The following is a 15,931-nucleotide window of genomic DNA, read 5'->3' as shown; positions in this document are numbered from 1 at the left end:
GGGAAGTCCGTCTGTGTATGTGTTTTTGTACCAATAGGTTCCCTTAAGTTAACGGCTATGGATTACTTTCGGGAGCAACGTTCTGGTGAGTTGAAGTGATGCAACGAAGTGTCTTGTTTTAAAGTAATTTCAATGCGTACTAGAATTTCTAATGCATATTGCGGGTTTAATTAGATATATGAATGATAACTAATTAAATCAAAATAACATGAAAGCTATTTGGAACGACACTATAATTGCAGAAAGTGCTGATATTGTAACCGTTGAGGGAAACACCTATTTTCCCGTTGAATCGGTTAAAAAGGAGTTCCTGCAAGATAGTAACACACATACTGTTTGTCCGTGGAAAGGAACGGCTTCGTATTATACTTTAAAAGTAAACGACAAAATAAATATTGATGCAGCTTGGTATTATCCAACGCCAAGCAAACTGGCGAAAAATATTACTAACAGGATTGCCTTTTGGAAAGGTGTAGAAATAACAAATGAATAGGGTATTGCTTTGTATCAGGAATTTGTTTTTATACCAAGCTTGGCTATTTTTTCATAGTTCTCCGTAGCCCGAGATGTATGCCATTGTTTTATCGTTTATTCTTTAAACCGAACAAGGAGTTTTGCATTGAAAAGAGGCAGAGGTTGCAGATGACAATTACATTTAATACGTATCCCTGCTTCTCTTTTTGATGGTATCTTATGAACCTTTCCTGACTCTTTATTTTCCTGTTTTTTTTAGCTCATCCAAATCACTACAAGATGCGTTCAGAATATAAGACCTGGTTCCGGAGTTTTTATGATTTCTTCTGGTGTAATTACTTGCCCTTATTTATTATCATCCATGGGCAGGTATTTAAACATTAATATTATCCTCAATTAAAAAAGGCCGATCGTTGTGATCGGCCTTTTATATATCAGATAAGTATTAATTACTGGATAATAGCTTTGAAACTGGCATCTTCTAAGAATTTACCGAATTCTTTGTCTTTTGCAGCTTCCGCTTTTAAAGAACCGTCAAGCTCAACAGCTTTACGAAGGCTATCAAATACCATATCGTTATCGGCAGTGCGGGCACCAACGATAGCTTTTAGGTAATATTTAAAACCGACTTCTTTTGTATTAGCGTTTAATGTAGAAAGAGCGGCATCATACTTACCAGCTAAGATTTTAGCAAGAGCAGCATTACAGTTAGTGCTGTTTCCGAAGTAACGCATAGCAGCATCGTAGTCTCCTTTGTGGATTGAAACAATACCTAAGTTGTTGTCTAGTTCCGGACCGGCACCCGCAGCAGCACCAAAATACTCTTCAGCCTTTGCCAAATCACCCTGACGTAGAGCAATTACACCTAAGTTATTGTTTACGATAGCGTTATTTGGTTTAATATTATTCGCTTTTTCCAACACACTTTTAGCCTCGTCTAATTTACCTTGCTTAACCAAAATGTAAGCGATATCGTTTTGAGCTCTCCAACATTTAGGGAACTGCTTGGCCGCTTTTTTATAGATAACTAGTTTAGCATCTAAATCTTCAGTTAATGTAGCAGCATAAAGTATCTCCTCAACGTTTAATTTGCTTGGGTTAGAGGCAGCTAACTCTGCAATTTCTGCGTCAGTCTTACCGATAACATTAACGTTAACAGCAACTTTGGAACGACGCAATTGAGGTAGGATATCGTCAGCAATTACCTTGTAAGTTTCAGACATGTTCTTGATTTCTTTCTCACGAACTTCAGGGTCTGAATACATAGAAAGAACTCTTAAAATAAGCTCTTTATCCTGGATGCTTGAAGCTTCCATTAAAGCTTTAAATCCTTCCCAGTCTTCCGGAGTATTTTTTAGATCGAAGAAATTCTCAGCTGAATTGTCAACTTTGGCTCTCTTTAGCTCTCTTTCCAAATAACCTTTTGCAACTTTTTGCCTTTTTTCCGACAACGTAGTGTTCAAGTCAGTTGGGCCATCAGGAGATGCGTAAGCCGAAATAGATACTCCTTTGAATTCTTTGTTCTCAGCAGCCTTAGCCTCTTTAATATAATCTTTAAGCGCTTTGATTTCTTCTTTTCTTAACTCGGTGCCGCGTAAGGCAGCTTGTTGGATTAAGAAATAGATATCAGCGTCTTTGCTTTCCGGGATGATTCTTTTGAAATTGTCTTTCCCAAGAGCAACAGCAGCGCCTTCATCCATTACTAAATCAGCAGTTGCGATAACACCTTCAGCGATTTTAACATCATCAAAATCCATGCTCTGACCGCCTTTTGTAGCTTTAATGCGAACCACAAGGTCTGACACCTTCATGTTTTCGTTATAGGGTACAGAACCGGTATAAGTGTACTGACCGCCGTTAAGATAGGAAATCACCTGATTGTTACCTTCAGCTTTCTCTCCTTGGACAGTTTTTGAGGCGAATGCGGTTTCTCCACCTTCATACTTTAATACAGGAGTAAGCTCTACGGTAGCTTTTTTGTCCATGTAATTTTCAGGCACTTTTACTTTAACAGTAACATCTACTTTACCAGCATGAGCTTCCAATACTTCTGGAGTAACCGTATACGTTACGTCTTCTGCCTTACTTTTCATTTTGTTTAAGCCTGCACAGCTAGCTAGTATGGCTGCCAAAGCTATCGAAGCAAAAACGTTGATTCTTGATTGTTTCATAATATTAACCTAATTATGTGTTTTCAATTAACTTTCGATTAGTTCTTACAAATTTAATAATGTTTTAAAAAAATAAAAGGCTTCCTCTCATTTATTGCAAATATAGATATTATATGAAAATAAAAGCAATTACCTCAATATTTAATCAGAATATTTACAAAATAAAGTCATTTTTTATGTTGTTAAACACAAAATTACTTTTTAAGCAATGTATTACTCAATTGATTTTGATTTTTGTTACCCCTGAAGGAAAATTTTCATTCATCAATGCAACAAATTCAGCATAATGATTTTGTTTCTGGAAATCGGCCTCGGTCGCATCAATTACAACCACGGGAAAATCCCTTACCTCCTTAAAGTAGTTAAAATAGCCCTTAGTGACGGATGACAAATATACTGATTTCACATCTTTTTCGTACCTCCTGCCTCTTTTCATAATATTTTTTTTTAACACATCCACGTCTCTGTGGATATAAAACATTACGTCTGGCGTGGCCGAGAAGGATCGAATCATATCAAAGAACTGCCTGAAAAGCTTGAACTCATCATCCGACAGCGTAATTTTAGCAAAAATAAAGGATTTCATCAAATAATAGTCCGCAATTATTAGGCTATTAAACAAATCGCCTTGTTCCAGGTCTTTTTTTAACTGCTTGTATCGTGCCGCCAAAAAGGAAAGTTCCAACGGGAAGGCGTAGCGTTCCTGATCCTTGTAAAACTTTGGAAGAAAAGGATTATCGTCAAAAGTTTCCAGTACTAATTTGGCATCGAGGTCTCCGGCCACTTTTGTTGCCAAAGATGTTTTGCCTGCACCAATATTTCCTTCGATTACTACAAATCTGTTCTCTGACCCCGTTTTTTTGCTCATCAAATATTAAAATTCATATAAAGGCTTCACTCCCATATTATAAAATATGAAGGAATATAAATCCGCTGCCTCTTCTATTTTTTTACTGGTTGGTTTCCCAGCTCCATGACCCGCTTTACTTTCTATCCGGATTACAACCGGATTGTTCCCTGCATATTTATCCTGAAGTGCAGCAATATACTTGAACGAATGTGCAGGTACAACCCTATCGTCATGATCGGCCGTCATCACCATTACAGCCGGATACGCTACACCCTCTTTTACATTGTGAAGCGGAGAATATGAGTAGAGGTAATCGAACATTTCTTTGTTATCCTCTGAAGTACCATAGTCCGTTGCCCAAAACCTACCTATTGTAAATTTATGATAACGTAACATATCCATCACTCCTACCACAGGAATCGACACTTTAAATAAATCGGGACGTTGGTTGGTTACTGCACCTACCAACAAGCCTCCATTTGATCCTCCCATTAACGACAACCTATCGTTTGAGGTATATTTATTGTCTATTAAATATTCTGCTGCTGCTATACAGTCATCAAAAACATTCTGCTTTTGAAGTTTGGTTCCTGCCTGATGCCAGTCTTTTCCGTATTCGCCGCCTCCACGTAAATTAACCATAGCATAAACTCCCCCATTCTCTAGCAACACCATTCTGCTTACAGAAAACGAAGGTGTAAGAGAGATATTAAAACCTCCGTACCCGTAAAGCATCGTTGGATTAGTCCCATCTAACTCCAAACCCTTTTTATGAACGATAAACATAGGAACTTTAGTGCCATCCTTACTTCTGAAAAATACTTGTTTGGTTTCATATTGGTCGAAATCAATATCAATATCAGGCTCCCAGAAAAGCTCAGTTTTGTTTTCTGCAATATTGTATTTATAAATAGCTGAAGGATAGACAAATGAATTAAAAGAAAAATAAGTTTCCATATCTCCCTTTTTACCCCCAAAACCACCTACAGAACCAATTGCTGGCAATTCCACGTCATACAAATATTTACCTTGCAAGTCGAATACCTTTACAATATCATGTGCATCTGTCATATAAGTTGTGATCATTTTCTCGCCCACAACCGATATTCCACTTAACACGTCTTTTTGCTCCGGAATAACATCAATCCATTCATCTTTATTTATCTTGTCTACAGTGAATTTTACGATACGTTCCTTAGGGGCTTTATAGTTAGTAGACATCAGAAACACACCATTTGAGTGATCGATTATGTTATTATCGCTCTCAAAATCATCCACAACCTTTAATATCTTTGCTGACTTTTCTGATAGATCCTTAATAAAAATCGCGTTGCCACTTGTCGATTCCGTTTGATGTAAAACAAGATAATTATTGTCATCGGTCACTCCACAAGTAGTTATTCTTTCAGGATGCTCAGGATCCTCAAATACAACTTTATCCTTTTTGATTTGATCTCCTAACTTATGATAATACACTTTGGGGTTCTTATTTTCCCCCTTAAGTTCATCACCTTTTTTAGGTTCATCGAAACGGGTATAGAAGAACCCGTCATTAAACCAGGAAATACCGGAAAACTTGACCCATTTAATATGGTCGTCTAGCATCTTGCCTGTCTCAATTTCTTTAACATATATTTCTCTCCAGTCGGAACCTCCGCGCGACACCGTGTATCCAAGATATTTGCCATCCTCAGAAACACTAAGTGATCCCAGCGATACTGTTCCATCTTCGGAAAGCTTATTGGGGTCAATCAGAATCTTCTCCTCCCCATCTGCTCCTTTTTTGTAATAATAGATAGATTGGTTTTGAAGTCCATCGTTTTTGGCATATACCAGCAAACCCGATTTATGGGAAGGGGTTCCCATTTTGGCATAATTCCAAATTTTAGTCAGCCGGTCCTCGATAGCATTTTTAAAAGGTATTTTTCCAAGAAATGAATCCGTGACCTTATTTTGTTCCACCACCCAATTCCTCGTTTCTTCAGACATATCGTCTTCTAACCATCTATAAGGATCAGGCACTTCTGTCCCGAAGTAAACATCTGTTGTATCTACTTTTTTAGTTTCAGGATAAGTTAGTTTTTCCATTGTTGGCGTTGAGTTACAAGCTATCATTGACATGCCAATAGCCAAACATGTGAGTTTGTTGATTAAATTAGGGTTCATAAAGTTATTTTTTGGCGAGCTTTAAATCTGACCGAAAGCAATATTCTCCGACCCTGCAATAGCTCAGGTTTTATTATATTTATTCACACCATAACACGGTTTAAAAGATTTGGTTCGATTTGCGCATTTTTCCTTCTTTATACTTACCCGCAAACCATCCAATCATTACACCTAACAACCAGCCTAAAATTATTCCACCTTTTAAAGAATCAGGCCGAAACAATAACCCCCAAGCACCCCCAACACCAAGTCCAATAGCCATTCCGACAACAGTATATACAGACAACACCAAGCCCCTGGGTCGGATAGAGTGCTGCGACTTTAAATGATGTAGAATTTCCTCAACCAAGTTATCAAAATCGATAGAATACCTGTTCCCATCATTGAAAAACTCATCGAGATGTTCCGTTGATTCTTGCAGCTTTTGCCAATAAATTTTACATTCCGGGCATTTTACTGATTTTACGGAAAGCAGTTTGCCTAAACGTGGCAAAACTTCAAAATTGGAGAAAACACCTTGAATTTTTGGGATTCTGGTCGCTTTTTCTTCCAAAGTATCCATCCATTGGTCGTATGGTAATAAGTCGTTCATATAAGTCGGCGTTCAATAGTCATTTGTTATTGGTTTTCGATTCTACGCATTGTGCTGTTAAGTATGTACTATAATACATTTAACAATATTATTGGCATTCAAACAACCAAGTGCTAAAATAACCTTAATTGTGGGCAATAAAAAAAGGCCTTGCGGCCTTTTTTATACGATGAGTAATAAATAATTTACTCTGTTCTTTTCGGCTTACGCTCGGGACGCGGTAATAATACCTTACGCGAAAGCTTTAGCTTACCTGATCGTTGGTCTACTTCAATCAGTTTTACTTCCACCTCTTCGCCTTCTTTAAGCACGTCTTCCACTTTTTCAAGACGTTTCCACTCAATTTCTGAAATGTGAAGCAAACCTTCTTTACCTGGAATAATTTCAACAAACGCACCAAAAGGAACAATTGACTTGATCTTACCTTTATATACCTCACCTACTTCGGGCACAGCTACGATAGCTTTAATTTTGCCCATAGCGGCATTAATGGCATCAGCATTGTTTGCAGACACACTTACTTTACCGGTATCTCCTTCTTCTTCGATAGTAATGGTTGACTCGGTGGTTGCTTGAATTTCCTGAATAATTTTTCCTCCCGGTCCGATTACAGCACCAATCATATCTTTAGGAATGATGATGGTTTCCATACGTGGAGCATGAGGTTTAAGATCAGCACGAGGCTCATCCATAGTCTCCATGATCTTATCCATAATGTGCAAACGCCCGTCTCTAGCTTGTAAAAGTGCTTTTTCCAACACTTCGTATGAAAGACCGTCCACTTTAATATCCATTTGAGTAGCCGTAATACCATCCCTGGTACCAGTTACCTTAAAGTCCATATCACCCAAATGATCCTCATCACCCAAGATATCAGACAGAACGGCAAAGTTTTTATCCTTATCCGTAATCAATCCCATCGCGATACCTGTTACGGGCTTTTTGATAGGCACACCAGCATCCATCAAAGCTAACGTTCCGGCACAAACTGTAGCCATAGATGATGAACCATTAGACTCTAAAATATCCGACATGATACGAACAGTATAAGGATAATCATCCGGTAACATATTTTTAAGTGCCCTGAATGCCAGGTTACCGTGACCAATCTCGCGACGACTTGTTCCTCTGGAAGCCCTTGCATCTCCTGTTGAAAAAGGAGGGAAATTATAGTGCAGTAAGAAACGCTCTGCCGTTTTGTTCAGCACATCGTCAATAATCTTTTCATCTAATTTGGTACCTAAAGTAACGGTTGATAACGACTGTGTTTCACCACGTGTAAAGATGGCTGATCCGTGCGGTCCCGGAAGGTAATCAACCTCACTCCAGATAGGACGAATTTCATCCGTTTTACGCCCGTCTAAACGAACTCTTTCATCAAGAATACATCGACGTACCGCCTCTTTTTCAACGTCATGATAGTATTTTCCGATTAGTTCGGTTGGAATATCTCCCTCTTCCACATCGGCATAATTTGTTGCTACATACTCATCTTTGATAGCCGCAAATTTATCCGCACGCTCGTGTTTCGGAAGACCGGCTTTTGCTACTTCGTACACTTTGTCGTAGGTTGCAGTTTTAATGTGCTCCATTAGGTCGGCGTCATTTTCCTCGTGATTGTACTCACGTTTTTCAGTCTTCCCAACTTCTTCCATCAGCTCAATCTGAGCCTTACACTGAACTTTGATCGCTTCGTGAGCCACTTTCATAGCTTCGAGCATATCTTGCTCCGAAACTTCTTCCATCTCTCCCTCAACCATCAAAATGTTTTCCATGGTTGCACCTACTACAAGTTCCATATCTGCCTCTTCCATTTGCGAACGAGTCGGGTTAATAACCAACTCTCCGTTTACACGAGCCACACGCACTTCGGAAATAGGTCCGTTAAATGGAACATCTGATACGGCAAGGGCAGCTGAAGCAGCTAACCCTGCTAATGCATCTGGCAAATCTTCTTTATCACCTGAAAGCAGGTTGATTGTCACAAATGTCTCAGCATGGTAATCATCCGGAAACAATGGACGTAAAGCCCTATCCACCAAACGACACACCAATATTTCATTATCTGAAGGACGAGCCTCCCTTTTCATAAAACCACCCGGGAAACGGCCAATGGCCGAAAATTTCTCTCTGTACTCAACAGATAAGGGCATAAAATCAACACCTGGAGCTGCATCTTTGGCAGACACTACAGTAGCCAATAAATAAGTGTTGTTCATTTTAACAACGACCGAACCGTCAGCTTGTTTAGCTAATTTTCCGGTTTCAATGGTAATGGACCTTCCATCACCCAGATCAATCTTTTTTTCAATTGGAGTAATCATACTTTTTTCTTTATCTCTTTTTGTCGCCCCAAATATATGCAATCTGATTATATTATAATGAGATAAGGTAATTTATTTTTAATCGAAAACTATCATTACGAAATCCCTCAGGAGCAATCCGATTATAACCTCACCAACAATTGGGTCATCAAAATGATGTATGTCTGCTGCCATTCAAATTTTAACATAATTTCTGGCAACCGGTTCCACCCAACTAATCTTGTGCTATCAGCGGGGTTTTCTTTTTTCGGAAAATGTTTCAAGGAGTACTTTTCCGGACTTATTAAGAAAACAGGTCACACCATGTAATAACCACTTCACATCCCGATATTTCATAAAAGCATGTGTATATGCGGAATCGAGTATGATTAAACCCGCAATATGCATTAGAAATTCTATTACACATTGAAATTACTTTAAAACAAGACACTTCGTTGATCACTTCAACTCACCAGAGCGGTGCTCCCAAAAGTAATCGGGACAAGTTATGCCTCGTTTCAAGTAATGCCTTGTTTTATTGTACTTGCAATGCTCATGACGAACCTCCAATACATAATCCGGGTTTAATCACTTTTTAAGGCACAAAAAAAAGCAACCCATTTTGGATTGCCTTTTGTTTTTTTAGCCGAGACTGAGATTACTTACGTAATCCTAATTCTTTAATTAAAGTACGATAACCTTCGATATCCTTAGCCTTCAAATAATCCAAAAGGCTACGACGCTTACCTACTAACTTAACCAAAGCATGCTCTGTGCTATAATCTTTTTTATTAACCTTTAAATGTTCGGTTAAGTGAGCGATACGGTAGGTAAATAATGCTATCTGGCCTTCTGTTGAACCAGTATCAGTATTCGACTTTCCGTACTTCTCAAAGATCTCTTGCTTCTTTTCAGCTGTCAAGTACATAAAGTATATATTTAAAAAATTTGCGGTGCAAAGATAATCAATAAATTACAAGTTACAAGAACTAAAACAAAATAAATTCAAAAGTCATTTACCCTCCAGTATTAGCAACTTCTTCGCAACCTAAAATTAGCACAAGGATTTCTCGGGCTATCACAGATTTTCACAGTCTGGTTTACAGTAAAGTTTCTGCACGGAAAAACAATTAAACCTACTTTAACCTGCGTAACCTGCGGACAGAATAGGAATACAAACAGCAAAGCAGTTAATAATAGCGTCGTTATCTTACATGTTAAACTTATAGTTGGTTAAGTTGGCAGGAATATCTATTTTTAATGCAAATTTTTCGGGAATAAAACAATCTATGCGTTCTTTTCGCTTTCAACTATATTTAATTATACTGACCACTTTCTTGTTCTCCATACAAACAACTATGGGGCAGCAGGAGTTGCTTCGGGCTAAATACAACGAAGCAATCAACTTGGTTAATCACTATGGCCAGAATAGCTATTATAATTTCAAATCACATGGTGTTGCTGAAATTAACAATAAAGGAATCAATGGTTTCATTTTTGACCTTCAGCTCAATGAAGACTCTACCCGGATAGAAGTTCTTCATAAAAACAAAGCATTGACCCTTGACTTTAGATTAGTTTGCGATTCATTGTTTAAATACTGCCAGCAAGATACGCTAAATGTAATAACCCTGTTTTTCGACTATAATTTCAACGCCAACATCCTTGTTGACTCATTAAAATCACATCCAATTAATAAATGCATCTGGGAAGGGGATTTTAATACCGGATGGCCTACGATAGGCAATCTTGTTGCGGACAATAAACAGATTGTTTGCTTTGCATACACACCCTCAAAATCGCTTTCTCCTTTCATTAACTATCTATGGTCATATGCTGCTAACCCATGCGATTCGAAAGAAATAGAACCGAAGCTTAACGGAGAATTCTGCAAAGGAACCATACATAACAAATTACTGTATTTAACCAGTTACCAAACCTTTACCAACAAACCATCAACCATCAACCACAGAGGAAGGGTGGACACCAACCAGGATCCTTTTTTTATTTCGCACGCTTTAAACACGTGGAAAAACACAGGCAAAGCCATTACTTTCTTAGTTTACAAAGATTACAACAAGAACTATCGTGGCCTTAAGGGCCACTTGCTAACCCAACGTACCATTTCAGGAACGATTTCATATAACAGAAAACCGTTGGACAAGGTATTTTGGCAGGGCGATTTTTATGCTGTTACTTATGGTGAATATAATTTCCCGGCTACCTTAAGCGAGGTAGTTAAGCTGTGCCCCGAATGTCCCGGGTTTAAATTTGTACCTGAGGAAATTCTTATTGAAGGAATTTCAAAAGACGTTACACAAAATTTTATCGCTATACCTCTTGCTCTTAACAATAAGATGAGTGCCTACTATCCTTTCAATGAAGAAATAAGTGATGAGGGCCCTAATCAGTTCGAGCTGGAGAACAACGGCTGTAAAATTGTAAGTGATGGCAAGCGAAACCATGTACTGGAATTAGATGGCCAATCTTATATGACCATTGCCAAAGCGAACGAACTGGGCATTTCAGATTCAGACTTTACTGTAAGTGCCTGGATTAAATTAGCCAGAAACAATACGCCGGGACGACGCGATTTCTCCATATTGGGAACCCAGGAAAATTATTATAGAGGTGGACTCCATCTACAGTCCCGCGACAACAGACCTTATTTCGGTTTCTTTTCTAACGACTTATGGGGAAACACTAAATTTGTGCCAGGCAGATGGTACCATGTGGTTTGGAGGTATACCAAATACAACCAGGAACAAGCCATTTTTGTAGATGGCAAAGAAGACGTTTCTTCTCTCAATCACCCACCGTTTGTCAGTAACTCCAATATATATATTGGTCGCTCCATTAGCCAGGATAACCTTTTCGAAGGAAAAATTGACGATTTAATCATCTGGAACAGGGCACTTGGTGAAGAAGAAATTTGGAATATATATCAGGATGTTTCATACATTAACAACAGCTCTATTCTTGATTATCTTATTAGAAATAAATTTTGGATCGGGGCCTTATTATTTATCACGGTGGCTTTTTTACTATTGATATTACGAAAAAAAAATAATATACCTTCCCAAAGCAGCGTGATCAAAAATATCGAGATAAAACATAAAATACCCCATAAAAATGCAATTTATTTGTTTGGCGATTTTCAGATTTTAGATAAAAACGGAATAGATATCACCCATTGTTTCACCCCACGCCTGAAGCAAATATTCATCTACCTGCTTATTTACAGCAAGGAAAAACCTCATGGCATTTCATCTGATGAGTTTATTGTTAGGATATGGCCAAATTTCGACCGCAAAAAAGCCATAAACAACAGAGGGGTTTCCATTAGCAAACTGCGCAGGGTGCTGGAAGCCATGGATAAAATAAACATCACGTGTCATCAGGAGAGATGGCAGCTTGAAATGTCAAAGAATGTTTATTGTGATTATTACGCATGTACAAATAAGCTTGAAAGCAATCTGTTTAACAACCATCAAACCCTTAACGATTTTTTGAGCACTGTGCAACGCGGGGCCTTCCTACAGGACAGTAAAGAAAGTACTTTTGATGATATCAAAGGAAAATTTTCTAACAAGATCATAGACGTTCTTACACGCTTATTGTCGGACTTTGACATTAACCAAAACCCGGAGATTGTGGTTAAAATTGCCAACCGAATTTTGAAAACCGACGACCTGAACGAGGATGCATTAAAATACAAGATCAAAGCATTATTTATCCTACGCCAAAATAACGAAGCCCGATTTTTATTCAAATCCTACAAAGATCGTTACAAGGAAATTTACAACGAGGAATTATCTATCTCTTTCGAAGAATTGATACATTAATTTGATTTGTGAGTTATTAAATATTGATGGCCTTTGGAAATCACCGATTATGGATCATCTGCCAACCTTTTTTGCTCATATTTTAATCTATTAATCAATCCGTTACGCCATTTAAAAATGGATTACCCCCTCTTATATCGTCAAAACACCCCTCCTCTCTATTTTATTATAAAATGCTACAATCTGCTTTGTTAATCGGCATTTATCATTTCTGTAAAAATAATTTTACATTTATTTACAACCCACACATACAACTGATATTCTTATATATAAGTGATATATTAATATCATATTAATATAATTTTAACATGTATAAAATACCGTTTTAATACATGAATAAGGCTGTAACATTTACTTTAATGCTCATTATCAAAATCACGAAAAAGAAAACTAGGCACGCTATGGCAAAAAAATCTTGGATAAAGAGACAATTCCAAAAATTCTACATTATATTTTTACTGGGCATTATTACAGCTATTATTTTAAGTTACTCAGGCGGAGAAGTAGTTGAGTTTACATCTACCGATCAATATTGCTTCTCGTGTCACGTACATGATCATGCCGAGGAATCGTGGCGATTATCTGCCCATGTAGACAACAAGTCTGGAGTTATTGTGCATTGCGTAGATTGTCATCTGCCACCTAAAGGACATGGACATTTAATGGCAAAGGCAAAACATGGAGCCAAAGATGCTTATGGCATGATGTTCAAAGATTCTGCAGATTATAAATGGGAATCAAAAAGAACAAAGGAAAAAGCCAATAAATTTGTTTACGAGGAGTCTTGTTTAAAATGTCACTCAAATTTATTCCCCTCCGATTTATCCGTGAAAGGTGAAGATTCGCATTTATATTATGAATCTAAGAAAGATGAGATGACCTGTCTGAATTGTCATATGTACACTGGTCATTACAACCCTAATGCCCTGCATGCGCATAACGTCGATTTTGGAATAAGCGATAGCGCAAAAGAAATATTTACGGAAGCCTTCCATGTAAGCGAGTTCAAAAACTTTACCGAAAAAATACCGGGCACCAGTGTTTCCTTCGATATGGTTGCTGTTCCGGGAGGTGAGTTTTTGATAGGGAGTAACAAGAAAGAAGATTTCAGGCGTGATGACGAAGGTCCTCAGAGAAAAGTTAAAGTGAATAAGTTTTTTATGGGGAAAATAGAAGTTTCGTGGGAAGAGTACCTGGCTTTCTTTCATGCAACTGCCTCAGAAGGTCGCAAGGAAACGGTTAAAGAAGAGGAGCATTCCGAATCGGAAGTGGATGCTATCTCCGGTGCAACACCACCATGGGGAGCTCCGGACCAAGGCTGGGGCAAAGGTCAACGACCCGCTATCACCATGAGTCATCATGCAGCTGTAACTTACTGTAGATGGTTGTCACAAGTAACAGGTAAAAAATATCGCCTACCAACCGAAGCCGAATGGGAATATGCCGCACGTGGAGGCACAAAAACTTCCTATTTCTTTGAAGGTGAACCCTCAGATTATTCTAAAAAAGGAACCTGGAACAAAATATTTGGGGTTGATACCGCTATTATTGCATCCAATGCCATTTTTGATGCAAACAGTGAAGGAAAAACACAAGAGCCTTCTGCGGTAGCAGCCAATCCGTTCGGACTAAAAAACATGTCGGGTAATGTGTACGAATTCTGTTCCGATTATTATCATCCACAAGCTTATGCTCAGTATAAAGAAGAGTTGGTGGTTGATCCCAAAGGTCCGGCTAAAGGACGAGAACATGTTGTACGTGGAGGATCTTTTAAATCGGATGCCAGCGAACTAAGAAGTGCAGCTCGTCGACATACTGAAACAAAAAAGTGGTTACAGACCGATCCACAAATGCCTAAAAGTATTTGGTGGTACTCCGACTGTATTGATGTTGGCTTCAGGGTAGTTTGTGAAGCAGATATAGTTGAATAGCAATTGGTCAGTAGTCAATGGTCATAAGTTGTTAGTATCAATTAATAAAAAACATAAGGCTGAAAGCCTTGGCGATACTTGGGGCATCGCCCCAAGGTCTAAAAAAGGGTATACCGGCGCATTACAAAACGAATTTGATATACAAAAACTTTACGTCGGAAATTAGACAAAAAAAGAAAAATCAGAGATCATGAAAAATAAGGAATCCAGAAGAAGTTTTTTAAGGAAATCGACAGCTGCAACAGTCATTGGGGCAGCAGGTCTTTCATCCGTTTTATCGTCTTGTGGCGGTAAATCAAACGAAGAATTAGGTTTACCTCCTTTGTTGGACAGAGCTCCCAAAGGTAAAAAGCTTAAAGCCGGTTTAGTAGGATGTGGCCATAGGGGAACCGGAGCTTTGCTTAACTTTTTAAGTACAGGGCCTGGTGTGGAAGTTGGTGCTTTGGCAGATGTTTTTGAAGATAAGGTACAGGCCTGCAAGGCCAGGCTTAAAAAATATAAATTAGAAGTGCCTGAAGAAAATTGTTTTGTGGGATTGGATGCTTACGAAAAACTGATCAAAACCGATGTTGATGTGGTTTTATTGGTTACTCCACCTCATTTCCGTCCTCAGCATTTCAAAACGGCAGTTGAGCACAACAAGCATGTTTTCCTGGAGAAACCTGTTGCCGTAGATCCTGTTGGCATACGTTCTGTTATCGCGACCGGAAAAAAAGCCAAAGTAAAAGGATTAAATGTAGTTACCGGAACTCAACGCCGTCATCAGCGCGATTATATCGCCACATACAAGCAAGTTGCTAACGGCGCTATCGGAGATATTGTTGGTGCAAAAGCATTCTGGAACCAGGAACATGTATGGTTCCGCAGAAGACAGGAAGGTTGGACTGACATGGAATATATGCTCCGCAACTGGAATAATTTCTGCTGGTTATGTGGCGATCATATTCTGGATACGCACATTCACAACATCGACATCATCAACTGGTTTACAGGTAAGCATCCGATCAGTGCTGTTGGGTATGGAGGTCGGCATCGAAGGGTAACCGGTGATCAGTACGACTTTTTTAGCATCGATTTTGACTATGGTAATGGATTGTTCTCTCATAGCATGAGTCGTCAGATCGATAACTGTGCTAATGCAACCGGTGAGGTAATTGTAGGCACAAAAGGTTATACCAATTGCAAAAACACCATTTACAATCATGATGGAAGCATAAAATGGCAATATGAATATCCCAAAGACAAAGAGGGAAAATCGACCAACGTTGTTAAGATTCCTCCATATATCCAGGAACACATCCACTTGGTTACCGCTATCCGAACTAATAAATATGTTAACGAGGCAGAGCAAACTGCCTTATCGAATTTAACGGCTATCATGGGACGTGAATCTGCCTATACAGGTAAAAAAATTACCTGGGAAGAAATCATGAAGTCTGAAATGCGCCTTGGTCCTAAAGAATACCATATGGGTGATGTAGATATGGAATTTCCCGTGCCCGTGCCTGGTACAGCAATCAAATCGTAATAAAAAAAGAATCAAATTGATATTTTGTATTGGTTATAGGGGCGGTTCTTTTTCGTGTGGATTAACGAATC

10 protein-coding genes are annotated in these 15,931 nt (G+C 38.6%); 4 read left to right on the top strand and 6 right to left on the bottom strand.

Translation table 11 applies throughout. From position 1 onward, the window contains the following. Positions 1-208 precede the first annotated feature (208 nt). Positions 209-493 (top strand): DUF427 domain-containing protein, encoded by a 285-nt coding sequence (locus tag ACRD64_RS22340; protein WP_430936280.1) that lies wholly within the window; start codon positions 209-211, stop codon positions 491-493. A gap of 430 nt (positions 494-923) precedes the next feature. Here ACRD64_RS22340 and ACRD64_RS22335 read toward each other — a convergent pair whose 3' ends face one another. From ACRD64_RS22335 to rpsO, 6 genes are all read right to left on the bottom strand, one after another. Further along, complete coding sequence (locus ACRD64_RS22335) at positions 924-2,645, bottom strand: tetratricopeptide repeat protein (RefSeq protein ID WP_430936278.1); 1,722 nt, start codon at positions 2,643-2,645, stop codon at positions 924-926. 217 nt (positions 2,646-2,862) lie between these two features. Continuing rightward, positions 2,863-3,513, bottom strand: a complete 651-nt coding sequence (locus ACRD64_RS22330) for a deoxynucleoside kinase (RefSeq protein ID WP_430936276.1) — start codon at positions 3,511-3,513, stop codon at positions 2,863-2,865. 6 nt (positions 3,514-3,519) lie between these two features. Further along, positions 3,520-5,661: a prolyl oligopeptidase family serine peptidase gene (locus tag ACRD64_RS22325; protein ID WP_430936274.1), complete on the bottom strand. Its 2,142-nt coding sequence runs from the start codon at positions 5,659-5,661 to the stop codon at positions 3,520-3,522. Between the two features lie 100 nt (positions 5,662-5,761). Next, positions 5,762-6,253 carry a hypothetical protein gene (locus tag ACRD64_RS22320; protein ID WP_430936272.1) on the bottom strand — a complete coding sequence of 164 codons (492 nt, stop codon included), beginning with the start codon at positions 6,251-6,253 and terminating at the stop codon, positions 5,762-5,764. Between the two features lie 185 nt (positions 6,254-6,438). Next, complete coding sequence (pnp, locus tag ACRD64_RS22315; protein WP_430936271.1) at positions 6,439-8,577, bottom strand: polyribonucleotide nucleotidyltransferase; 2,139 nt, start codon at positions 8,575-8,577, stop codon at positions 6,439-6,441. Between the two features lie 637 nt (positions 8,578-9,214). Next, the gene (gene rpsO, locus ACRD64_RS22310) at positions 9,215-9,484 is read right to left on the bottom strand and encodes a 30S ribosomal protein S15 (RefSeq protein WP_430936270.1); all 270 of its coding nucleotides are present in this window, start codon (positions 9,482-9,484) and stop codon (positions 9,215-9,217) included. A gap of 310 nt (positions 9,485-9,794) precedes the next feature. On the opposite strand from rpsO, the gene ACRD64_RS22305 reads away from it, so the two are divergent. From ACRD64_RS22305 to ACRD64_RS22295, 3 genes are all read left to right on the top strand, one after another. Beyond that, positions 9,795-12,401 (top strand): LamG-like jellyroll fold domain-containing protein, encoded by a 2,607-nt coding sequence (locus ACRD64_RS22305; RefSeq protein WP_430936268.1) that lies wholly within the window; start codon positions 9,795-9,797, stop codon positions 12,399-12,401. Positions 12,402-12,802: 401 nt separating this feature from the next. Further along, positions 12,803-14,332, top strand: coding sequence for an SUMF1/EgtB/PvdO family nonheme iron enzyme (locus ACRD64_RS22300; RefSeq protein WP_430936266.1), 1,530 nt, complete (start codon positions 12,803-12,805; stop codon positions 14,330-14,332). 190 nt (positions 14,333-14,522) lie between these two features. Continuing rightward, positions 14,523-15,860 (top strand): Gfo/Idh/MocA family protein, encoded by a 1,338-nt coding sequence (locus ACRD64_RS22295; RefSeq protein WP_430936264.1) that lies wholly within the window; start codon positions 14,523-14,525, stop codon positions 15,858-15,860. Positions 15,861-15,931: the final 71 nt, after the last annotated feature.

This window comes from Saccharicrinis sp. 156 (assembly GCF_050589685.1).
GTDB lineage: Bacteria > Bacteroidota > Bacteroidia > Bacteroidales > Marinilabiliaceae > Saccharicrinis.
The sequence above is the reverse complement of the archived record's forward strand: the minus strand, read 5'-3'. Positions and strand labels throughout refer to the sequence as shown.